Source organism: Nonomuraea sp. NPDC050547 (genome assembly GCF_044457345.1).
In the GTDB taxonomy this organism is placed as follows: Bacteria; Actinomycetota; Actinomycetes; order Streptosporangiales; family Streptosporangiaceae; genus Nonomuraea.
Genome location: NZ_JBITGW010000031.1, coordinates 64,281 through 85,872 on the forward strand (window position 1 = coordinate 64,281; position 21,592 = coordinate 85,872).

Consider the following 21,592-nt stretch of genomic DNA (forward strand, 5'->3'; position numbering starts at 1 on the left):
TTCGCTACTGGTGAGCCTCCAGTATGACGATGTCGTCGCGGTGAATCAGCTCGCGTTCATATTCCGGACCGAGCTCGCTGCCCAGCTCTCGCGTCGAACGCCCCAGCAGCCCGGGAATCTCCACGGCGTCGAAGTTCACCAGCCCCCGGGCCACCACCCGCCCGCGCGGCCCGCACAGGTCGACCGGGTCACCGGCGGAGAAATCGCCCTCCACGGAGGTCACCCCCGCGGGCAGCAGCGACTTGCGCCGCGTGACGATCGCCTCCACGGCACCGTCGTCCAGGTGCAGCCGCCCGCGACCGGTCGTCGCGTGGGCCAGCCACAGCAGCCGGGTGCCCGGATGCCGTCCGCCCGGGTGAAAGTACGTGCCCACATCGGCCCCGGCCAGCGCCTGCGCGGCGTGGGCGGCGGCGGTCAGCACCACGGGAATGCCCGCTCCGGTCGCGATCTTGGCAGCCTGGACCTTGGTGATCATCCCGCCGGTCCCGACGGCCGCGCCGTTCCTGCCCAGCTCGACGCCCACCAGATCCTCCGGCCCGCGGATCTCCGCCAGCCGCCGCGAACCCGCCCGGCTCGGCGGCCCGTCATAGAGCGCGTCCACATCGGACAGCAGCACCAGCGCGTCCGCCCTGGTCAGATGGGCCACGAGGGCGGCCAGCCGGTCGTTGTCGCCGAACCGGATCTCGTCGGTGGCCACGGTGTCGTTCTCGTTGACCACCGGCATGATGCCCAGCTCAAGCAGGCGGTTCAGGGTGCGCTGGGCGTTGACGTGGTGAGAGCGCCGCATCATGTCGTCGGCGGTCAGCAGCACCTGCCCCACCCGCAGGCCATAACGCGCGAACGACGAGGTGTAGCGAGCCACCAGCACCCCCTGCCCCACGGACGCCGCGGCCTGCTGGGTGGCGAGATCCCGCGGTCGTACGGCCAGCCCGAGCGGCCCGAGCCCGGCGGCGATGGCCCCCGACGACACCAGCACGATCTGCGCCCCGACCCCACGCCGCGCCGCCAGGACGTCAACGAGCGCGTCGACCCGGTCGACGTCGATGGTGCCTTGAGGGGTGGTCAGCGACGAAGAGCCGACCTTGACGACAACTTTGGACGCGGAGCTGATCCGATCTCGCACCCAACGACCCTATCCGAGCCACCCAACTCCCCGCCTGCCAGTATCAGGGCCCGGCAACAGGTCAGAACCCCACCCCACCAACGACCAGCACCCAACCCCCATAACCCCGCTCGCCCCGTTCAGGCCTACATGGCTTGTCCTGGCGTTGAGCGGTCCGACCCACATGACCCATCGGCCGGCCCGCCAGCCACCAGCCGGTGGCCGGTGGTCGGGCATCGCCTGCCCTCCGGGCTTGTGGCCCGGGCGACAGCCCCCGTCAGCCGGGTTCCCGGGGCTTGTTGCGGAGAGCGCCACGTCCGGCTGTCGGGCGCCGCCCCGACACCCCGGCCCGCGTCGGCGGGCGGGGGTGGGGGCGGCTTGCCGTAACGGATGGAAGGAGCGCGCGGCCCGTAACGGATGGAAGGAGCAGGCCGCAACGGACGGAAAGGTCGCTCAGGCGAAGCGGGAATCGGAGCCGCGAGGCCCCTGGCGGGCGGATTCCGCGGAAAGGGTCGGCTGCCAGTCGAAGATGTAGCCGCCTTCCATGGAGCCGATGATCACCTCGGCGCCCGTGGCCGCTCCCGCCTTGGCCAGGGCTTCCTCGACGCCGAGTCGCTCCAGGCGGTCGGCCAGGTAGCCGACGGCCTCGTCGTTGGTGAAGTCGGTCTGGCGGATCCAGCGTTCCGGCTTCTCGCCGGTGACCTGGAACTGGTTCTCGCTGACCTTACGCACGCTGAACCCGGTCTCGCCGAGCTGCTTGGGCCGGATGACCAGCCGGGTGGGCTCCTCGATCGGCTTCTGGGCGCGGGCCGCGGCGACCCACTCGCCCATCGCGAACGTCAGCTCGCGCAGGCCGTCATGCGTGGCCGCCGAGATGACGAAGACGCGCAGGCCCTTGTCTTCGAACTCGGCGCGTACCATCTCGGCCAGTTCGCGCGCGTCCGGCACGTCGGCCTTGTTGAGGACGACCATGCGGGGCCGGTCCTCCAGCTTGCCGTAGGCCGCCAGCTCCGCCTCGATGACCTCGTAGTCGGTGATCGGGTCGCGTCCCGGCTCCAGGGTGGCGCAGTCGATGACGTGGACGAGCATGTCGCACCGCTCCACGTGCCGCAGAAACTCGTGCCCGAGCCCCTTGCCCTGCGAGGCCCCCGGAATGAGCCCAGGCACGTCGGCGACGGTGAAGATGGTCTCCCCCGCCGTGACCACGCCGAGGTTGGGGATCAGCGTCGTGAACGGATAGTCCGCGATCTTGGGCCGGGCGGCGGACAGCGCCGCGATCAGCGACGACTTCCCCGCGCTGGGGAACCCGACGAGCGCCACATCCGCGACGCTCTTGAGCTCCAGCATCACGTCCAGCCCGTCACCGGGCTCCCCGAGCAGCGCGAATCCGGGCGCCTTCCGTTTGGTGCTGGCCAGCGCCGCGTTCCCAAGCCCGCCGTGCCCGCCCTCGGCGATCACATACCGGGTCCCGGCCCCCACAAGGTCGACCAGCACCTCACCGGAGTCGGCGTCCTTGACCACGGTCCCGTTGGGCACCGTGAGCACCACGTCGCCGCCGTTGGCCCCGTCCCGGTTTGACCCCTGCCCCTGCTTGCCGTTGTCCGCCTTGCGATGCGGCCGCCGGTGATATTCGAGCAGGGTGGCGGTATTGGGATCGACCTCCAGGATCACATCCCCGCCCCGCCCGCCGTTGCCCCCGTCGGGGCCGCCGAGCGGCTTGAACTTCTCCCGGTGGATGGAGGCGCAGCCGTTCCCTCCGTCACCGGCCCTGACATGCAGAACCACCTGGTCCACGAAGTCCGGCATTACCGCCCCTTACTCCCACGTGCTCCCGAACGGAACACAAGTCCATCTTCCCAGCTCAATCCCACACCCAGCTCGCGTGAGCACCGCACCGCCGCACCTGACGCCGCGGCCTCCGGCACCGTGACCTCGTGCGCCAAAGGGCTGGCCCTGCCACACACCGCGAGGCGCGCACATCGGGTATCTCGGCGCTGTCACCCCGGCCCACCCACGCTTGTCCGGCGCCGCACGGCGAGAAGCCGCGCGGCGGAACCCGGCGCCGCAGGTACGGCGCTCAGCCGAGCCACGGTACCCGCCTGACACACCGCCGTTACGGCGGGCACCACGTCCGACGTGAGAAGCGATCCCCACGATCGGCGCGAGCCTACGACGGCGGGTGGCGGGAGGCCGGCTTGCCGTAACCCAAAAGCACCGAACCCAAAGCACCGCAGCCGACAGCACCAAAGCCCAAAGAACTCAAAGGGCCCCTGGAACGCCTAAAGGGGCGGGTCAAGTGACCCACCCCTTAGGAACGTCAGTCGGCGTTGGTTTACTCCGCGACCGGAACGATGCTCACCGCACGACGCCCGCGCTTGCGCCCGAACTGCACGTGCCCCGCAGCCAGCGCGAACAGCGTGTCATCGCCCCCACGCCCGACGTTGTCGCCAGGGTGGAAGTGGGTGCCGCGCTGGCGAACGATGATCTCGCCCGCGTTGACCAGCTGGCCGCCGAACCGCTTGACGCCGAGCCGCTGTGCGTTGGAGTCACGGCCGTTCCGGGTGGACGACGCGCCCTTCTTGTGTGCCATCTCGCAAAACTCCCGTGACTCAGGCCTGGTTGATGCCGGTGATCTTCACCTGGGTGTACCGCTGACGGTGACCCTGGCGCTTCTTGTAACCGGTCTTGTTCTTGTACTTGAGGATGCGGATCTTGGGACCCTTGGTCTCACCGAGAATCTCGGCGCTCACCAGGAACTTGCCCGCCTCCGTGGTCACATCGCCGTCGTTGACGACGAGCACCGTCGGCAGCGAAACCGAAGAGCCGACCTCGCCGGCGACCTTGTCCACCTCGAGGACGTCACCGACGGAGACCTTCTGCTGCCTGCCGCCGCAACGAACGATCGCGTACACCGCGGAACCCTTCTACTGTCTGCTTGTGGTCACCGATCACATCGGCGGCCACCGAATGCTGCGCCCAGCACTCGGAACCTGTCGGGAAAACCGACGATCCGAGAGGCGCGCGAACAGGGCGCGCCGCTGGACGCACCGATTGACTAGGGTACCGGATGAGCGGTGCCCTGGTCGAACCGGACGGATCGACGGACTGTCAACCGAGGAGCGCTCCCTGGCGGGAGCGCCTGGCTACTCGGCCGACTTGGCTCGGCGGGAGCGTCGCCGCCCCCTGCCAGAAGTCTGGTTCGCCTGGTCATCCTCGGATGGGACGTCGTCAAGCGCACCGGTCACAGTATCACGGTTCCCGGCTCCGGAAGCCGCGGAGACCTTGTCCGCGACCGCCTTCTCGACCGCCATCTTGCCCTGCGTGCCCCGCGGCTCCGGCTTGGACTCGACCGGCTCCGTGGAGACGATCAGGCCGCGGCCGTTGCAGCAGTCGCACGGCGTCGAGAACGCCTCCAGCAGCCCCTGGCCGACCCGCTTACGCGTCATCTGGACCAGGCCCAGCGAGGTGACCTCGGCCACCTGGTGCTTGGTACGGTCGCGGGCCAGGCACTCCAGCAGCCGGCGCAGCACCAGGTCGCGGTTGGACTCCAGCACCATGTCGATGAAGTCGATCACGATGATGCCGCCGATGTCGCGCAGCCGCAGCTGGCGCACGATCTCCTCGGCCGCCTCCAGGTTGTTCCTGGTGACCGTCTCCTCCAGGTTGCCGCCCTGGCCGGTGAACTTGCCGGTGTTGACGTCGACGACGGTCATCGCCTCGGTGCGGTCGATGACCAGGGAGCCGCCGCTGGGCAGCCACACCTTGCGCTCCAGCGCCTTGCCGAGCTGCTCGTCGATCCGGTAGGACTCGAAGACGTCGGTCTCCTCCTCCCACCGGTTCAGGCGGTCGGCCAGGTGCGGGGCGACGTACTTGACGTACTCGTCGACCGTCTCCCACGCCTCCTCGCCCTGGACCACGAGCGAGGTGAAGTCCTCGTTGAAGACGTCGCGCACGACGCGGATCGTCAGGTCGGGCTCGGCCGACAGCAGCTCCGGCGGGCTCGCGGACTTGGCCTTCTTCTGGATGGCCTCCCACTGCGCCGACAACCGGGACACGTCGCGGGCGAGCTCGTCCTCGGAGGCGCCCTCGGCGGCCGTGCGCACGATGACGCCGGCGTTCTCCGGCATGACCTTCTTGAGGATGCTCTTGAGCCGCGTGCGCTCCTTGTCGGGCAGCTTGCGGCTGATGCCGGTCATCGAACCGTCCGGGACGTACACGAGGTAGCGGCCGGGAAGGCTGATCTGCGACGTCAGCCGGGCGCCCTTGTGGCCGATCGGGTCCTTGGTGACCTGCACCAGCACCGACTGGCCGGACTTCAGCGCCGCCTCGATGCGCTTGGGCTGGCCCTCCAGCCCGGCGGTGTCGAAGTTGACCTCGCCGGCGTACAGGACGGCGTTGCGGCCCTTGCCGATGTCGACGAAGGCGGCCTCCATCGACGGCAGCACGTTCTGGACCTTGCCCAGGTAGACGTTGCCGACGTAGGACTGGCTGGCCTCGCGGTTGACGTAGTGCTCGACCAGGATGCCGTCTTCCAGCACGGCGATCTGGGTGCGGTCGCCCTGGCGGCGCACCACCATCATCCGGTCGACGGACTCGCGCCTGGCGAGGAACTCGGACTCGGTGATGATCGGCGGACGCCGGCGGCCGAGCTCGCGGCCCTCGCGGCGGCGCTGCTTCTTGGCCTCAAGCCGGGTGGAGCCGCGCACGCTCTGCACGCCGTCGCTGGAGGTGTCGAGCGCGGCGGCCCGCCCGGAACGCGGCGCGCGGATGCGCACGACGGTGTTCGGCGGGTCGTCGCTGGCCGGCTCGGGCTGCTCGTCGGAGCCGCGCCGGCGGCGCCGGCGGCGGCGACGCGAGCTGGAGGCCTCCTCTTCCTGGGAGTCGTCCTCGCTCTGCTCCTCGTCGTCCTGCTCGTCGTCGGAGTCGTCGGAGTCGTCACGCTCGCGGGACTTGCCCCGTCCGCGGCCGCCGCGACGGCGGCGACGGCGGCGGCCGCCGCTCTCGTCCTCTCCGTCGGCATCGCCGTCGGTGTCGGTGTCGAGCTCCGCGTCGGTGTCGGTGTCGGCGCTCTCCTCGACCACCTCGGCCACGACGGGCTCGGGCTCGGGACGGCGGGGCGCCACCGGCTGCGCCTGGCTCGGGTCGGGCGCCTGGAACAGCGGGGCGAAGATCGCCGCCGGCCGTTCGAAGGACGCGCCGCCCTGCTCCATGCGCCGTGCGGTCAGCCCGAACGGGTCGGCCAGCAGGTTGGGCTGGTCCTCGTCGAGGTCCTCGCCGGCGGGCTCGTCGTCGAGCGGCTCGACCTCGGGCAGCTCGTCCAGCACCTCGGCCGCGGCCTCGACGACGGGTGCGGCTTCGGCCACGACCGTCTCGACCGCGGTCTCAACCGGGCTCTCCGGCTCCTCCTCGGCCTTCTTGCGCGTACGCCGCGTCCGCTTGACCGGTGCGGCGGCCTCCTCCTCGACCGGCTCGGCCTCGGCCTTGGCCTTGGCGGTACGCCGCGTCCGCTTGACCGGCGCCTCCTCCGCGGGAGCGCTCCCGAGGGCGGCAGCCGTACTCACGGGAAGATCCTCGACCTCGGGCGGCGGACCGGCGGCACGGCGCGAAGCCCGCTTGGGCTTCTCGTCCGCGGCCGGCTCCTCGCCTTCCTCGGCCTTCTTGGTACGGCGGCGCGTCGTCGTCGCCGTGGACCGGCTCCTGGCGGCCCGCTTGGGCTGCTCGACGGCTTCGGCCACGGCCTCCTCGGCCGGGCTGGTCACCTGGGCGGCGGACACCGTCAGCACGGATGGCGCGGCCTCCTCCGGCAGTTCCGGAGGCGGCCCGGCCGGCCGGGCTGCCCGGCGCGGCTTGGTTGTGGGCTGATCTTCAGTTGTCTCCCCGTCGGGGCCGTTGGCCCCGCCGTTGGGCTCGTTCTCGAGCATGCGGGCGCTCTCCCGTCAGCTCCCGGGCGCGTCGCCGCGCCGCGCAGGAGCCCTCGTGTCTCGTTGTCCGCCCCCGCCCCGTATGGGGTGTTGGCGCCAAGTCCTGTCAGCGGATACGCCTGGCGGGCCGCCAGGCGGTTCCTATCCGGCGGCGTGCTCGCCCGCCGGTCCCGCTTCGCCGCCGCGCGTGATGTCGCGGTCAAGGTCGAACGGGTCGGCAGGCCCACCGGACGCGTCCAGCGGCCCCTGCGCCAGCCTGGTTACCTCGGGGGGAACCGGCGGCGCGAAGTCGGCCACAAGGCGCAATCCTGTGAGCACGTCGTCGGGTCGAACGGCAGGAGTCACGTGCCGAACAACCATGCGCAGTATGACACACGACTGTCCGGGCACCTGAGCTGCGGTTCTCTCCGTTCCCTCGGAGATCTCAAGCATCCGCACCGCCTCCCGCGCGTCGAAGCGGCGGGGGCCTTTCTTCGTGAGGCGCTCAACCTCGACGGCGCCGGCGGCGAGGAACTTCTCCACCGCCACACCGGCCAGCTCGCGATCCGCGCCGGGCAGCCGCAGCTCCCACGTGGAGACCTCCAGGCGATCGGCCAGGCCACCGGAGCGTGCTTCGACCACTTCGAGCACGTCGAGACCGGGTGGCAGGGAAGCGTCCAGGTCGGCGCGGATCCGTCCGGGATCACACGGCTCCGTGACACCGATCTCAAGGTATTCGGCCTCGCTGGCGACGCCGGTCGGCGCCGCGCCCGCGTAGGAGATCTTGGGGTGGGGCGAGAAGCCCGCGCTGAAGGCAACCGGAATGCCGGCACGGCGGACCGCCCTCTCGACGGCCCGCGAGATGTCGCGGTGGCTGGTGAAGCGCAGGCGGCCGCGCTTGGCGTAGCGGACGCGAAGCCGCTGCACCGTGGGCGCGGGCGGTGGCCCGTCGGGAACAGGTTTCAGAGCGTTGCGTCCTTCCCGTGTCAGAGTTTCCTCCTCACAGGATAAGCCGCCTCGCGCGGAGACTGTACGCGCTGTTCTCTATGCGCGCCGATGTTGGTAGCTCTCCGTTATGGCTTTCGTCCGGAGTTACGGCGAAGCCATCCCCACGCCACCCGCCGACGTGGGCGGGCGCCGATCATGGGGATCGCTTCCCACGTCGGACACACAGCCCGCCGTCACGGCGAAACCTTGACCCAATTCCCTGGCCCGTCCGGTCGCCCGCGCGTGTCGCGTCACACCACGGTGAGCGGCAGAAGCTTCTTTCCGGTCGGCCCGATCTGGATCTCGGTTCCCATCGTCGGGCAGACGCCGCAGTCGTAGCACGGCGTCCAGCGGCAGTCCTCGACCTCGGTCTCGTTGACCGCATCCTGCCAGTCCTGCCACAGCCACTCGCGGTCGAGCCCGGCGTCGAGGTGGTCCCAGGGCAGGACCTCGTTCTCCTCGCGCTCGCGGGTGGTGTACCAGCCGACGTCCACGCCCGTCTTGGCGGCGCCGGCCATCCACCGGTCGTAGGAGAAGTGCTCGCTCCACCCGTCGAAGCGCCCGCCGTCCTCCCAGACGGCCCTGATGACGGCCCCGACCCGGCGGTCGCCGCGCGAGAGCAGGCCCTCGACGATGGACGGCTTGCCGTCGTGGTAGCGGAAGCCGATGGCCCGCCCGTACTGGCGGTCGTTTCTGACGGTGTCGCGCAGCTCCTTGAGCCGCCGGTCGACGGTCTCGTGATCGGCCTGGGCGGCCCACTGGAACGGCGTGTGCGGCTTGGGCACGAAGCCGCCGATGGAGACGGTGCAGCGGATGTCGCGCGAGCCGGTGGCCTCGCGACCGGCCTGGATCACCTTCTTGGCCAGGTCGGCGATGCCGAGCACGTCCTCGTCCCGCTCGGTGGGCAGCCCGCACATGAAGTAGAGCTTGACCTGCCGCCAGCCCTGGGAGTAGGCGGTGGTGACGGTGCGGATGAGGTCTTCCTCGGTGACCATCTTGTTGATCACCTTGCGCATGCGCTCGGAGCCGCCTTCGGGGGCGAAGGTCAGCCCGGAGCGGCGGCCGTTGCGGGAGAACTCGTTGGCCAGGTCGATGTTGAAGGCGTCGACGCGGGTGGAGGGCAGCGACAGCGAGGTGTTGGTGCCCTCGTAGCGGTCGGCCAGGCCCTTGGCGACCGCGCCGATCTCGGAGTGGTCGGCCGACGACAGCGACAGCAGGCCGACCTCGTTGAAGCCGGACTCCTTGATGCCGTTGTCGACCATGGCGCCGATCGTGGTGATCGAGCGCTCGCGGACCGGACGGGTGATCATGCCGGCCTGGCAGAAGCGGCAGCCGCGCGTGCAGCCGCGGAAGATCTCCACGCTGAACCGCTCGTGGACCGTCTCGGCCAGCGGGACCAGCGGCTTCTTCGGGTAGGGCCACTCGTCGAGGTCCATGACGGTGTGCTTGTGGACGCGCCAGGGCACCTCGGGCCGGTTGGGCGCCACGCGCTTGATGCGGCCGTCGGGGTGGTAGTCCACGTCGTAGAACCTGGGCACGTAGACGCCGCCGGACTCGGCCAGGCGCATCAGCAGCTCGTCGCGTCCGCCGGGGCTGCCCTCCTGCTTCCACTCGCGGATGACCTCGCTGATGGCGATGGCGATCTGCTCGCCGTCGCCCAGCACGGCCGCGTCGAGGAAGTCGGCGATCGGCTCGGGGTTGAAGGCGGCGTGCCCGCCGGCCAGGACGATCGGGTCGTCCTCGCCGCGCTCGGCCGCCAGCAGCGGGATGCCGGCCAGATCGAGCGCGGTCAGCATGTTGGTGTAGCCGAGCTCGGTGGAGAAGGAGAGGCCGAGCACGTCGAAGGCGCGCACCGGGCGGTGGCCGTCGACGGTGAACTGCGGCACGCCGTGCTCGCGCATCAGCGCCTCGAGGTCGGGCCACACCGAGTAGGTGCGCTCGGCCAGGGTCTGGGGCAGCTCGTTGAGAATCTCGTAGAGGATCGCCACGCCCTGGTTGGGCAGCCCCACCTCATAGGCGTCCGGGTACATCAGCGCCCAGCGCACGTCCGCCTCGTCCCAGTCCTTGACCGTCGAGTTGAGCTCACCGCCGACATACTGGATCGGCTTCTGCACTCTGGGCAGCAGCGCTTCCAGGCGTGGGAAAATCGACTCGACAGACATGGGTCCCAGCCTATCCGCGCTCAGACGGTGGCAGGTCCCTGGATGTCGATGTCGTTTCCGCTCATGACGAGGACGCGGTGGTTCTCGTAACAGGTCAGCTCGACAGCGATGACGCCGCTGGCGAGATTGTGCACGGCGACGACGTGGCTGGCGGGAAGCAGGAAGCGGTCCCCGCACTCGTCGCAGTAGGCCACGAACATACTTCTAATTAAACGCCTGTTCCCTGATCCTTATCGCCTGTAGCAGCCCAATGGCGATGAGATTCGCGAACGTCGCGGTGCCGCCGTAGGAGACGAAGGGCAGCGGGAGCCCGGTGATGGGCATGATGCCGACGGTCATCCCGATGTTGACGAAGGTCTGGAAGGCCAGCCAGCACACGATCGTGCCGGCGACCAGCGTCCCGAAGCGGTCCTCGCACTGCCGGGCGATCTTCAGCCCGCGGATCAGCACCACGCCGAGCAGCGCCACCACGGTCACCGAGCCGAGGAAGCCGAACTCCTCGCCGGCCACGGTGAAGATGAAGTCGGTGTGCTGCTCGGGCACGAAGCGCCCGGTCGTCTGCCCGCCGTCCAGCAGTCCCTTGCCGAACACCTGGCCGGAGCCGATCGCGATCAGCGCCTGCGTGGAGTTGTAGCCGACGCCGCGCGGGTCCACGCTCGGGTCGATGAAGGCCGTGAACCGCGCCACCTGGTACGGCTCCAGCAGATCCAGCATCCACACCGCCACCGCGCCCGCCACCGAGGTGAGCACGAGCAGGATCATCCACCGCTTGCGCACTCCGGCGATCACCAGCCCGCCGACGGTGATCACCGCCAGAACCAGCGTGGTGCCGAGGTCCGGCTGGAGCATGACGAGCCCCATCGAGATCGCCGCCATGACCACCACGAACAGCATGTCCAGCCCGCGCGGCCGATCGGTGCCCTCCGCCGGCTGGGCCAGCAGCATCGACAACATCAGCACCAGCCCGAGCTTGGCGAACTCCGACGGCTGCACCGCGAACCCGCCACCCAGCATGATCCACGAGTGGGACCCGTTGACCGTGGTGCCGAGCGGCGTGACCACGAGGGCCAGCCCGACGAGCGTCACCAGGTACACCACGGGCGCGTACGCGCGCAGCAACCGGTGGTCGATCATCGCCACCGCCCCGCACAGCGCCGCCCCGATGGCCAGGTTCAGCACGTGCTTCTTGACCAGCCCGGTCGAGCCCGGCGCCCACGTACGCGTGGACGACCACACCAGCAGCGTGCCGATCACGCACAACGCCGCGACCGAGACCAGCAGCACGCCGTCGAGCCGCCACACGGTCGACTGCGCGCCCACGGCGCGGGTGGTGAACGAGCGGCGCCTGGCCAGCAGCGTGCGGTCCGTCATCGGGTGACCGTCCCGTCCCGCGCGATCATCGGCAGCTTGGAGGCGGGTTTCCCGTCCGGCAGCGCGGCCGGCTGCTTGATCCCGTAGATGCCCTCATAGATCTCCCGTACGGCCGGCGCCGCCGTGGACCCGCCCATCCCGCCCTGCGAGACCATGGCGACCACCACGAACCGCGGCTTCTCGGTGGGCGCGAACGAGGCGAACCAGGAGGTGTCCTCCTTGCCCCACACCTCCGCGGTGCCGGTCTTGCCGCCGATGCGCACCTGGTCCATGGGGAACCCGCCGAAGGCCCCGGCCGCGGTGCCGTCGGAGGCGACCTGGCTGAGCGCGTTCTTGATGTAGGCGCGTTCCTTCTCGCTGATGGGCAGCTTGCCGGTGACCGGCGGGTCGATGCGCTGGACCAGCGTGCCGTCCGGCCGTACCCTCGCCCAGGCCACGCGTGGACTGCGCAGCTTGCCGTCGCTGACCAGCGCGGCGTAGGCGGCGGCGAGCTGCAGCGGCGTGACCAGCACGTCGCCCTGCCCGATGGAGAAGTTGGCGGCGTCGCCGGGACGCAGCAGGTAGCCCTCGACGCAGTTCTCGTAGGCCAGGCGCTTGAGGAAGGCGGCCCGCGAGGCGCTCTTCACCTCCGGGTATCCGGTGCGCGAGCGCTTGCAGTTGTCGGCGCTGGTCTGGCCCCAGAGGTCCTTCTTCCAGTCGCGGTCGGGGATGCGCCCGGCCGACTCGCCCGGCAGGTCGATCCCGGTGGGCCGGCCGAAGCCGAAGGCCCTGGCGGTGTTCTCGAAGGGCTGGCGGGGCGGCTTCTTCGGGTGCAGTCCGCCGTCCTTGATCCACTGCTCGTAGGAGGACTTGTAGAAGATCGTGTCGCAGGACTTGACCAGCGCGGTGTGCAGGGTCAGCGTCCCCAGCCCGATCCCGCGGAAGTTGTTGAACGGCCGGTCGCCCACCATGAACGACCCCGGGCAGCCGTAGGTCCCGTTCAGCGGGTAGCCGGAGCGCAGCATGGCCGCCACCGAGGAGACCTTGAACGTCGAGCCGGGCGCGAACGTCCCCTTGATCGCCCGCGACACCAGCGGCCGCCCCGCCTTGTCCGACAGCAGGTCCTGGTACTCCTTCTCGGAGATCCCGCCGGTCCAGATCGCCGGGTTGTAGCCGGGCGCGCTGGCCAGCGCCACCACCCGCCCGGTACGCGCGTCGAGCACCACCCCGGCCGCGCCGTCCGCCTTGGGCGCCCGCTTCATGGCCCCGTCGAGCGCCTTCTCCACGATGGCCTGCACGCGCCCGTCGATGCTGGTGATCAACGTGTCCCCGGAGACCGGCGCCACCTGCTGCTCCACCCCGATGACCTTGCCGAGCCTGTCCACCTGGACCCGGCGCAGCCCCGGCTTGCCGCGCAGCGCCTCGTCATAGACGGACTCCAGCCCGTCCCGCCCCACCAGATCGACGCCGGAGAAGGCGGCCTTGAGGCCGTCGCGCTTCTCCAGCTCCTCCTGCGTGACCGGCTGCAGGTACCCGACCAGCTGCGCCGCCGCCTTGCCGTGCGGATACTCCCTGACCGCCTGCACCTCCGCGGTCACCCCGGGGAACTCCTCCTGCCGCTCCAGAATCTGCAGCGCCTCACGCGTGCTGACCGTCTCGTCGATCGGAATCGGCTGGTACGGCGAGCCCGGCCAGCACGGCCTGGTCACCCCCGGACCGCACGACCGGATCCGCTTCTCCAGCAGTTTGACCGGCCGCCCCAGCACGGCGGCGAGCTTCTCCAGCACCTCCTGGCCGCCGCGCGGCATGCGCGTGAGCGAGGTCCGGTCCACGGAGACGACCAGCGCGGTGCGGTTGCGCACCAGCGGCTGGCCCGCGGAGTCCAGAATCTGCCCACGCACCGATGGCACCACCACGCCGCGTGTCCTGGTCTCGGCCGCCGCCGAGACGTACTCGATCCCGCGTACCACCTGGACCTGCCACAGGCGCACGGCCAGCACCGCGATCAGCGTGACGACCAGCACGTTCAGCACGACCAGCCGGGTTCTCATCCTGCTCATACCGCATACCTCGGCTGCTTCCCCCGGGTCACCGCCCAGATCACCACCGGCGCCGCGACCAGCGTGTAGACCACCGTGACCGGCGCCTTGACGGCCACCGCCGCCAGCGTCACCCCCTGCTCGCCGACCAGCCCGCCCACCACCGCGGCCAGCAGCGGAGCGGCCAGGATGCAGGCCACCACCGTCGGCACCACACCGCCCAGCCCGCGCCCCGCCAGGAACCCGACGACCGTGAGCACGAACGCGTACTCCCCCGCCACGTGCGCCGTCGGCGGCACCACGTCCACCAGCAGCCCCGAGCAGAACCCGATCGCCGCCCCCATCGCCGGCCCGCGCATCATGGCCACCCCGACCACCGCGAGCAGCACCAGGTCCGGCATCCCGCCGCCGGGCAGCGGCAGCCGGTTGACCACGATGAGCTGCAGCAGCACCGCCGCCACGACGACCAGGCCCGGAATCATCGCGCGCTCGCCCTCGCCGGAAGGACCGCGTCACGCGGGTCCCGCTTGGGCGCCTGGACCACCACCCCGACCACGTCCAGCGCGGTCAGGTCTGCATACGGACGCGCGTACGCGATGCGGGTCAGCTCACCCGGCGTCGCCTCGACCCGCTCGATCACCCCGACGGGCACCCCCGGCACGTACGGCATGCCGCGCTGCGACCCGAAGCTGACCAGCCGGGCGCCCCGGTTGATCGGCGCGGTCGAGTCGAGCAGCCGGAACCGCACCAGCCGCCCGTTCTCCCCCACACCGTGCACGACGCCGATCTCGTTGCCGCCCTCCATCCGCGCGCCCGTGGCCGAGGCGGGATCGCTGAGCAGCACCACCGTGGAGGTGGTCGCCGCCGCCCTGATCACCCTGCCGACCAGCCCGTCGGCGTTGAGCACGGTCATCTCGGCGCGTACGCCGTCGTCGGTGCCGGCGTCGATCTCGACGGCCTCCTCGAACCCCGGCTGCCCGCGCCTGGCCACGACGTTGGCCGTCACCACCTTGTAGCCGCCCGTCCCGGCCAGCCCCAGCAGCCGCCGGAGCTCCGCCGAGCGCGAGGCGTCGAGCCGCCCGGCCGCGATCTGGGCGCGCAGGCGCGCGTTGTCCGCCTTGAGACGCTCGATGTCCGCCTGGGCGCCGGGGGCGTTGGCCAGAGCCTGAATGAAACCGGTCACCGGGCTGGCCAGCGTGGTCGCGGCCTGCTCAGCGGTGCCGAAGGCCCAGGATCCCGCCGACCTGAGCGCCGTGAACGGCGAGCCGTCCCCGGTGCGGTGGTCGACCGTCACGAGCACGAGCGCCGCCGTCAGCAGCAGTCCTAGGATGAGCCGGGCGCGGCGCGTGTCCTTCATCAGTGCCGCGACTCCGGAACGAGCACCTGCTGAAGTGCCTCGAACTCCTCGACGCACTTGCCGGAGCCGAGCGCGACCGAGTCGAGCGCGTTCTCCACCAGATGGACGGGCATGCCGGTCTCGGCCTTGATGCGCTCGTCCATCCCCTTGAGCAGGGCCCCGCCACCGGTGAGAGCGATGCCGCGATCCATGAGATCGCCGGACAGCTCGGGCGGGCACTTGTCGAGCGTCGTCTTCACCGCGTCGACGATGGCGTTGACCGGCTCCTCGGTGGCCTTCCTGATCTCCTCGGCCGACACCACGATCGTCTTCGGCAGCCCGCTGACCAGATCGCGCCCCCGGATCTCCGCATGGCACTCGTCGGAGGTCGGGCACGCCGACCCGATCGCCATCTTGATCTCCTCGGCGGTGCGCTCACCGAGCATCAGCGAGAACTCCTTCTTGGCGAAGGTGATCACCGCCTGGTCGAGCTCGTCCCCGCCCACCCTGATCGACTGGCTGGTCACGACCCCGCCCATCGAGATGATGGCCACCTCGGTCGTGCCGCCGCCGATGTCGACGACCATGTTCCCGGTCGGCTCGTGCACGGGCAGCCCGGCGCCGATCGCGGCCGCCATGGGCTCCTCGACGATGTACACCTTCCTGGCCCCCGCCTGATACCCCGCCTCTTTCACCGCCCGCTGCTCAACCCCGGTGATGCCGCTGGGCACCGCGATGATGATGCGCGGCTTGGCGAAGTGGCGGCGCTTGTGCACGCGCTGGATGAAGTAGCGCAGCATGCGCTCGGTGACGTCGAAGTCGGCGATCACGCCGTCCTTGAGCGGGCGCACGGCGACGATGTTGCCGGGCGTCCGCCCGATCATGCGCTTGGCCTCGATGCCCACCGCGACGATCTTGCCGGTCGCCGTGTTGATGGCCACGACGGACGGCTCGTTGAGCACGATGCCCCGGCCGCGCACGTAGACCAACGTGTTGGCGGTGCCGAGGTCGACCGCCATGTCGCGGCCGAGAAAGGCGAGCTTGCTGCCCATGGGGAACGGAGCCTTCCGTAACGTCCTTCACTGATGACTACGGATCGCATTCGAATCGTAACGTGACGTACCCACCGGTGAGCGCAATGAGCACCACCGTCCCAGAAAAATCTTGCGTACCTCCGGTATCGCCCTCTTTACCCCATCAGCCCTCGATAGCCCCCACCCCAAGACCGATATAGCCAGCCATCACCGCCTTTTGACACCCACCCCCAACCCAACCCACCCGCCAACACCCCAAGCCCCCGCCGCAAGCACCCTCCACGCATCCCGCCCCAGGACACACCCCATCCCACCCCGGCCGTCCTCCACCGCCCCACACCCACCCGCCGCCTTCCGCCGCATGCGCACCTCCCGCCACCGCCCCACCCGGCATTTCGCACCCCCGCGCTCGCCGGTCCGCTCCCGCCCTGCCCGCTCCACAACCGCCCTTCCCGCTCCACAACCGCTCCACAACCGCTCCGCGCAGTTCACACCCACTCCGGGCAGCCACACCCACGCCTCGCCTCCTGGGGCCACCTCCGCAGTCCTGCCCACCCCACGGCCCCAGGAGCGCTTTGAGGCGCCGCACGGCGGAACGTGGCGCCGGTGGAGCCCGGCGCCCCTCTACGGCGCTCAGCCAGGCCACGGCGTCCGGCCAGACGTGCTTTGTAGCGGCGAGCACCCCGTCCGACTGCCGACCGCTCGGAAGAGACCGCTGGCCCACGACGGCGGTCGGCGGCATGGGGGCTTGCCGTAACCCCAAAACACCCCGAGCGCCCCCAAAACACCCCGAGCGCCCCCGAACGCCCCGAGCGCGCAAGGCAGGACAACACCCCAGGAAACACGAAAGCGCCCGCACAGAGCTGTGCGGGCGCGAACGGGCAGGCTGCCCGAGCCTGAAGAGGCGCGTGGGGACTAGAAGCGGTCCGGGAAGAAGATCTTGATCTCGCGGGCGGCCGACTCCGGCGAGTCGGACCCGTGGACGACGTTCTCGCCGATCTCCAGCGCGTGGTCGCCGCGGATCGTGCCGGGAGCGGACTTGACCGGGTCGGTCAGCCCCGCCAGCGCCCGGAACGCCTCGACCGCGCGCGGCCCCTCCAGCACCAGCGCCACCAGCGGCGCCGAGGTGATGAACTCCACCAGCTCGCCGAAGAACGGCCGCTCGGAGTGCTCGGCGTAGTGGGCCTTGGCGGTGTCGACGTCGAGCGTGCGCAGATCCATGGCGACGACCTTGAGGCCCTTGCGCTCCACGCGGGCGATCACGTCACCGATGAGGCCACGCTTCACCCCGTCAGGCTTGATCAGGACAAGAGTGCGCTCGGACACGTGAGGTTCTCCTTTGAACGGATTGGTGGGGGCGAGCATCAGCTTTCGCTCCGCGAGTCCGCACCACGAGACGGTGTCCGTCCTCGCGTAGCGGCGACGCGGCACAGCTTACCGTCCCACGGCGGTTCCCCTGCTCTCGCGGCACTCAGGGCCGCTCATTGTCCTCGGGCGACTGCGCGGGCGGCGGAACCGCGGGCGACGGCCCGTCGCGCTCACCGGCCACCCGGGCGGGATCGGCCGTGTCCGGCGAGTCCCCGTTGACCGGCGTGGGCAGCACGACACGAGGAATCTCCCCTGTGGGCCGATCCTCCTCATCCACACCCTCGTCCTCCTTGACCACATCCTCCTCGACCACGTCAGACGGAGCAGCCCCGACGCCGCCCGCGTCGTCGGGCTCCACCTCGGCAGCGCCCGCGTCGTCCCGCTCCGCCCCGGCGGCGCCCGTCTCATCCGGGCCCGTCTCGGCGGCGTCCGTCTCATTTCGAGCGTCCGCCACCACGAGGGCCTCCATGCCCGGCCGCTCCTCCACGCCTGAGACCTCGCCACGAGACCCACCGTCAGAAGCCCCCGCACCATCCGGTACGGCGCCGCCGGCCGCAGACCCGTCACCCTCCTCAACGGCCCCGCCGGGCCGCCGGGCCAGCAACGCGCCCAGCACGATCACCGCCACCGTCAGGAACCCGCCGATCAGCGCCCACGTGTGCAACGCCTCGACGAACGCGTCCACGATCCCCTGGGCCGAGCGCTGCCCGCGCAGCATCATGACCTGGACCCCGGTCCCGAGCAGGTACCCGGACAACACCCCGGGAAAGCACAACGCCAGCCCGAACAGCGCCACACCCACACTCGTCCGCCGAAGCGCCGCGGTCAGCGCCACCGCGGCCCCGACGGCCATGAGCGTGAACGGCACCACCAGCACCGTCCCCTCGGCCGCCGGCACCATGAGCCGCACCGTGGCCAGCCCCAGCACGAGCAGCAGCAACCCGGCCGGAGCCAGCCACCGCAGCGCGGACCCGCCGAACAACGCCACCCCGGCCCCGGCCACGACCGCCAGCACCGCGGCCACCACGAACGGCAGCCACAACCCCTTCAGCCCAGGCCCGCCAAGCCCGCCCATCTCCACATAGGTCACCTGCGCCACGGTCGGCAGCAGCACGACCCCGATCGCGACGAACGTGTAGGCCAGCGTCCGGCTCTCGCCGGTCCCGATCGTGGCCAGGGCCAGCAGCGCCGCGATGGACAACACGGCGACCAGCACCACCAGCCCGGCCTTCCAGTCCTGGCTGGCCGTACTGATGGCGAGAACCGCGATGCCCGCGGCGGGAACGGCCGCCAGCAGCAACCGGCTACGTTCCCTGGCCCGAGGCGTCGGCGACGCGCTCTCACCCTGCAGCAACCAGACCAGCAGGTACGCCGCCGCGAGACCCAGCGCGATCCCGGTCAGCAGCGGATACGGCTGGAGCGTGACCTGCCAGCGGTCGACCTGGTGCAGCGGCCACAGCGCGAGCGCCTGGGCGGCCAGGAGGCTGACGGCCAGCATGCCGGCCCACACGGCGCGTACCACCGGCGGACGTCCCCAAGCGGCCACCAGCGTGGCGGGGATCAGCACGCCCGCGCCGACACCGTGGAGCACGCGCAGCACGCCCACCATGAACGAGGTGCCCGCGTATCCGCCGGCCGCGTCGGCCACGGCCAGCAGGGCGAGACCGGCGACGAGCACGTACGTGACCCGCATGCGGCGCAGCGCCACGGCGGCCAACGGGACGGTCAGCATCATCGCCGGAAGGGCGAGCCCGTGCGCGCGCATCAGCCCGACCCGGTCGATCTCCGCCGGAAGCAGATCGGAGACGACGGAGACGGTGTTGGGGATCGCGATGATCGCCAGCGGCAGAGCAGCGACGATGAGCAGCCCGAGCACGAGGTCGAGCAACCACGAGAACTTCGCGCCTGCGGTGGGCCCGGCGGCAGCCGCGTTCGGGGACCGCTGGATTGGGGGGACGGCCATGTAGGCCGACTTTAGCGGGAAGTCACGCCCTCGACACGGCGAGCGACGAATATCGCGGTGATCCACAGGGCTGCGAAGATCGCGCCGAGGAAGAACATCATGGACACGAGGAACCCCGTGGCGATCGCCAAGACCTGCACCAGGCTGCCGACCACGTACCCGACAGGCCGCTTGAGCAGCCCGATCGCCACGACGCACAGCACCGCCAGCCCCAGCCCCGCCACCATGGCCAGCGCCGGCGCGACACCACTCACCGTAATCGCCACGGGCGTAATCAGCCCGGCCATGATCGCTTCCATCCCGAGCACACTGGCACCCAGCCTGCGCATGCCCGGCGTGACGACGAAACTCACCTCACACCCCTCTCACCGGCACAACCGCCCCACCACAGGGTACGGCTATCGCCGCCGGTCAACGCCGCGGCACAGATGGGTCCGCTCACTGCCCGTCCACCTTCAGCAGGTACCGCGCGTCACCGGCCGTGATCACCGAACCAGTGATCAGCACCCCGGTCCCGCTGAACTCGCCTTCCGCGTCCGCGATCCCGATGCCGCGGTCGATGGCCTCGTCGAGACGGTCCACCACGTGCACCCGATCGGCGCCGAAGTACCCCTCGGCCAGCGCCCCCAGCTCCTCCGGCGCCATGGAGCGCGGCGAGGAGTTACGGGTCACGATGATCTCCTCCAGCACGGGCTCCAGGAGGTCCAGGATCGTGGCGACGTCCTTGTCCCGCATGACCGCGACGACCCCGATCACCTTGGCGAAGTCGAACGCCTCGTGCAGCCCGTCGAGTGTGGCCTGCATGCCGCCCGGATTGTGCGCCGCGTCGATGACGACCGTCGGATCCCGACGCACCACTTCGAGCCGTCCAGGGGACGTCACCTGGGCGAACGCCTGCCGTACCAGGTCGATGCCAAGCGGATCGTCCCCAGCGGTCAACGCCTCGACGGCCGCCAGCGAGGTGACGGCATTGCCGGCCTGATGAGCCCCGTAGAGCGGAAGATACACATCCTCGTACACCCCCTTGAGCCCGCGCAGGCTGAGCAGCTGCCCGCCCATGGCGATCTCCCGGTTGAGCACCCCGAACTCGAGGCCCTCCCGCGCGACGACCGCCCCGACGTCAGCGGCCCGCCGCATCAGCACCTCAGCGGCCTCAAGCTCCTGCTGCGCCAGCACAGTGGTGGAGCCGGCCTTGATAATGCCCGCCTTCTCCCCGGCGATGGACGCGACATCCGGCCCCAGCCGCTCGGTGTGGTCCAGCGAGATGGGCGTGATGATGTTCACCTGCCCGTCGACGACGTTGGTGGCGTCCCACGTGCCACCCATCCCCGTCTCGACCACCGCCACGTCCACAGGAGTGTCCGCGAACGCCGCGAACGCCATGGCCGTCAGCAACTCGAAGAACTGGATCCGCCGCCCCGTGGTGTCATTCAACTCCACATAAGGCGCAATCTCCTCATACACCTCAGCGAACCGCTCCTCACTCAACGGCACGCCATCCACGCAGATCCGCTCACGCATCGACACCAGGTGCGGACTCGTGAACCTCCCCACCCGAAGGTTCCGCTCCCGCAGCAGCGCCTCAACCATCCGCGCCGTACTGGTCTTACCGTTGGTGCCGGCAATATGCACGACGGGGTACGCCCGCTGGGGCGAGCCGAGCAGATCCAAGAGAGCCGCGATCCGGTCCAGGGTCGGCTCGAACTTCCACTCGACGCCCCGCTCCAAGATCGCACGTTCAACCGCGCGATAGTCCACCCCCCAACCCTACTGACCACCCCCACCCCCCAAACCACTGACCAGCCAACCACCCCAGAACCCCGTTCCCGACCAAGCGGCAGCGACCCGACCCCAACGACCGTGCCGGGGCGAGGGTCGGCCGGTTCGCCAGGTCTCAGCCGGACAGCGGGGCACCCCGGGGCGCCCCGGGAGTCTTGGCGTCCGTCCGCATTGCACCGTCCAAGCCCGCGGGGGTGCTCGCCGCACCGGCGCCAGACAAGCGTCGGGGAGACCGCGGGGGCGGGAGGGCAAGCGAGGCGAGGTGGCAGAGGTCTCGCCGGGGCGGGGCCGGGCGTGCCCCGCCGGGCGGTGGTGGCGAGCCTCGGCCAGCGGGGATCGTGTGTGGAGGTGCACGAGGGGGGTCGTGTGGTGGAGGTGTGGGCGGGGATGGAGGGTGCAGGTGGGGGTGGAAGGTGCAGGCGGGGTGGTGTGGTGGGAGGCGCGCACGAAGGTCGTGTTGCGTGTTGTGTGGTGGGTGGTGAACGCGAAAAAGGGGCCCAACCCTAAGGTTGGACCCCTTCATCGTGCATACGTGTTTGTGCGGCGGTGACCTACTCTCCCACACCCTCCCG

17 protein-coding genes are annotated in these 21,592 nt (G+C 70.5%); all 17 read right to left on the bottom strand.

The features are described 5' to 3' along the window. Positions 1–4: 4 nt before the first annotated feature. Complete coding sequence (gene proB, locus ACIBHY_RS51205; RefSeq protein ID WP_397110527.1) at positions 5–1,123, bottom strand: glutamate 5-kinase; 1,119 nt, start codon at positions 1,121–1,123, stop codon at positions 5–7. Between the two features lie 432 nt (positions 1,124–1,555). Continuing rightward, the gene (obgE, locus tag ACIBHY_RS51210) at positions 1,556–2,908 is read right to left on the bottom strand and encodes a GTPase ObgE (RefSeq protein ID WP_397310622.1); all 1,353 of its coding nucleotides are present in this window, start codon (positions 2,906–2,908) and stop codon (positions 1,556–1,558) included. Between the two features lie 526 nt (positions 2,909–3,434). Next, positions 3,435–3,692, bottom strand: coding sequence for a 50S ribosomal protein L27 (gene rpmA, locus ACIBHY_RS51215; protein ID WP_184973142.1), 258 nt, complete (start codon positions 3,690–3,692; stop codon positions 3,435–3,437). A 19-nt stretch (positions 3,693–3,711) separates the two neighbouring features. Continuing rightward, positions 3,712–4,014: a 50S ribosomal protein L21 gene (gene rplU / locus ACIBHY_RS51220; RefSeq protein ID WP_183647442.1), complete on the bottom strand. Its 303-nt coding sequence runs from the start codon at positions 4,012–4,014 to the stop codon at positions 3,712–3,714. A 231-nt stretch (positions 4,015–4,245) separates the two neighbouring features. Continuing rightward, positions 4,246–7,023: an Rne/Rng family ribonuclease gene (locus ACIBHY_RS51225; RefSeq protein ID WP_397310623.1), complete on the bottom strand. Its 2,778-nt coding sequence runs from the start codon at positions 7,021–7,023 to the stop codon at positions 4,246–4,248. 141 nt (positions 7,024–7,164) lie between these two features. Then, positions 7,165–7,929, bottom strand: a complete 765-nt coding sequence (locus tag ACIBHY_RS51230) for a TIGR03936 family radical SAM-associated protein (RefSeq protein ID WP_397310624.1) — start codon at positions 7,927–7,929, stop codon at positions 7,165–7,167. Positions 7,930–8,240: 311 nt separating this feature from the next. Further along, positions 8,241–10,151, bottom strand: a complete 1,911-nt coding sequence (locus ACIBHY_RS51235; protein WP_397310625.1) for a TIGR03960 family B12-binding radical SAM protein — start codon at positions 10,149–10,151, stop codon at positions 8,241–8,243. A gap of 20 nt (positions 10,152–10,171) precedes the next feature. Further along, positions 10,172–10,351, bottom strand: coding sequence for a hypothetical protein (locus ACIBHY_RS51240; protein ID WP_397241529.1), 180 nt, complete (start codon positions 10,349–10,351; stop codon positions 10,172–10,174). 4 nt (positions 10,352–10,355) lie between these two features. Next, on the bottom strand, positions 10,356–11,522 hold the full coding sequence (rodA, locus tag ACIBHY_RS51245) for a rod shape-determining protein RodA (protein WP_397310626.1): 1,167 nt from the start codon (positions 11,520–11,522) through the stop codon (positions 10,356–10,358). Continuing rightward, positions 11,519–13,561, bottom strand: coding sequence for a penicillin-binding protein 2 (gene mrdA / locus ACIBHY_RS51250; protein ID WP_397241525.1), 2,043 nt, complete (start codon positions 13,559–13,561; stop codon positions 11,519–11,521). Before mrdA ends, rodA begins: the two co-directional genes overlap by 4 nt. Beyond that, a complete protein-coding gene (mreD, locus tag ACIBHY_RS51255; RefSeq protein WP_397241523.1) occupies positions 13,558–14,022 on the bottom strand; it encodes a rod shape-determining protein MreD in 465 nt (154 codons plus the stop codon). The genes mrdA and mreD overlap by 4 nt, the downstream gene beginning before the upstream one ends. Then, a complete protein-coding gene (mreC, locus tag ACIBHY_RS51260; RefSeq protein WP_397241521.1) occupies positions 14,019–14,897 on the bottom strand; it encodes a rod shape-determining protein MreC in 879 nt (292 codons plus the stop codon). Before mreC ends, mreD begins: the two co-directional genes overlap by 4 nt. Next, entirely contained in the window at positions 14,897–15,928 is a 1,032-nt protein-coding gene (locus ACIBHY_RS51265; protein WP_184973123.1) for a rod shape-determining protein, read from the bottom strand. Before ACIBHY_RS51265 ends, mreC begins: the two co-directional genes overlap by 1 nt. 897 nt (positions 15,929–16,825) lie before the next feature. Next, on the bottom strand, positions 16,826–17,236 hold the full coding sequence (ndk, locus tag ACIBHY_RS51270) for a nucleoside-diphosphate kinase (protein ID WP_157246518.1): 411 nt from the start codon (positions 17,234–17,236) through the stop codon (positions 16,826–16,828). A 145-nt stretch (positions 17,237–17,381) separates the two neighbouring features. Continuing rightward, the gene (locus tag ACIBHY_RS51275; RefSeq protein ID WP_397310627.1) at positions 17,382–19,241 is read right to left on the bottom strand and encodes a hypothetical protein; all 1,860 of its coding nucleotides are present in this window, start codon (positions 19,239–19,241) and stop codon (positions 17,382–17,384) included. Positions 19,242–19,252: 11 nt separating this feature from the next. Next, on the bottom strand, positions 19,253–19,594 hold the full coding sequence (locus ACIBHY_RS51280) for a DUF4233 domain-containing protein (RefSeq protein ID WP_397241517.1): 342 nt from the start codon (positions 19,592–19,594) through the stop codon (positions 19,253–19,255). Between the two features lie 85 nt (positions 19,595–19,679). Next, complete coding sequence (locus ACIBHY_RS51285) at positions 19,680–20,999, bottom strand: bifunctional folylpolyglutamate synthase/dihydrofolate synthase (protein WP_397310628.1); 1,320 nt, start codon at positions 20,997–20,999, stop codon at positions 19,680–19,682. Positions 21,000–21,592 lie beyond the last annotated feature (593 nt).

Bases quoted from the DNA above. Each gene is read 5' to 3' on its own strand.
- obgE (WP_397310622.1), bottom strand. From the start codon at position 2,908: ATGCCGGACTTCGTGGACCAGGTGGTTCTGCATGTCAGGGCCGGTGAC.
- rpmA (WP_184973142.1), bottom strand. From the start codon at position 3,692: ATGGCACACAAGAAGGGCGCGTCGTCCACCCGGAACGGCCGTGACTCC.
- ACIBHY_RS51225 (WP_397310623.1), bottom strand. From the start codon at position 7,023: ATGCTCGAGAACGAGCCCAACGGCGGGGCCAACGGCCCCGACGGGGAG.
- ACIBHY_RS51235 (WP_397310625.1), bottom strand. From the start codon at position 10,151: ATGTCTGTCGAGTCGATTTTCCCACGCCTGGAAGCGCTGCTGCCCAGA.
- ACIBHY_RS51240 (WP_397241529.1), bottom strand. From the start codon at position 10,351: ATGTTCGTGGCCTACTGCGACGAGTGCGGGGACCGCTTCCTGCTTCCC.
- rodA (WP_397310626.1), bottom strand. From the start codon at position 11,522: ATGACGGACCGCACGCTGCTGGCCAGGCGCCGCTCGTTCACCACCCGC.
- mrdA (WP_397241525.1), bottom strand. From the start codon at position 13,561: ATGAGCAGGATGAGAACCCGGCTGGTCGTGCTGAACGTGCTGGTCGTC.
- mreD (WP_397241523.1), bottom strand. From the start codon at position 14,022: ATGATTCCGGGCCTGGTCGTCGTGGCGGCGGTGCTGCTGCAGCTCATC.
- mreC (WP_397241521.1), bottom strand. From the start codon at position 14,897: ATGAAGGACACGCGCCGCGCCCGGCTCATCCTAGGACTGCTGCTGACG.
- ACIBHY_RS51265 (WP_184973123.1), bottom strand. From the start codon at position 15,928: ATGGGCAGCAAGCTCGCCTTTCTCGGCCGCGACATGGCGGTCGACCTC.
- ACIBHY_RS51275 (WP_397310627.1), bottom strand. From the start codon at position 19,241: ATGGCCGTCCCCCCAATCCAGCGGTCCCCGAACGCGGCTGCCGCCGGG.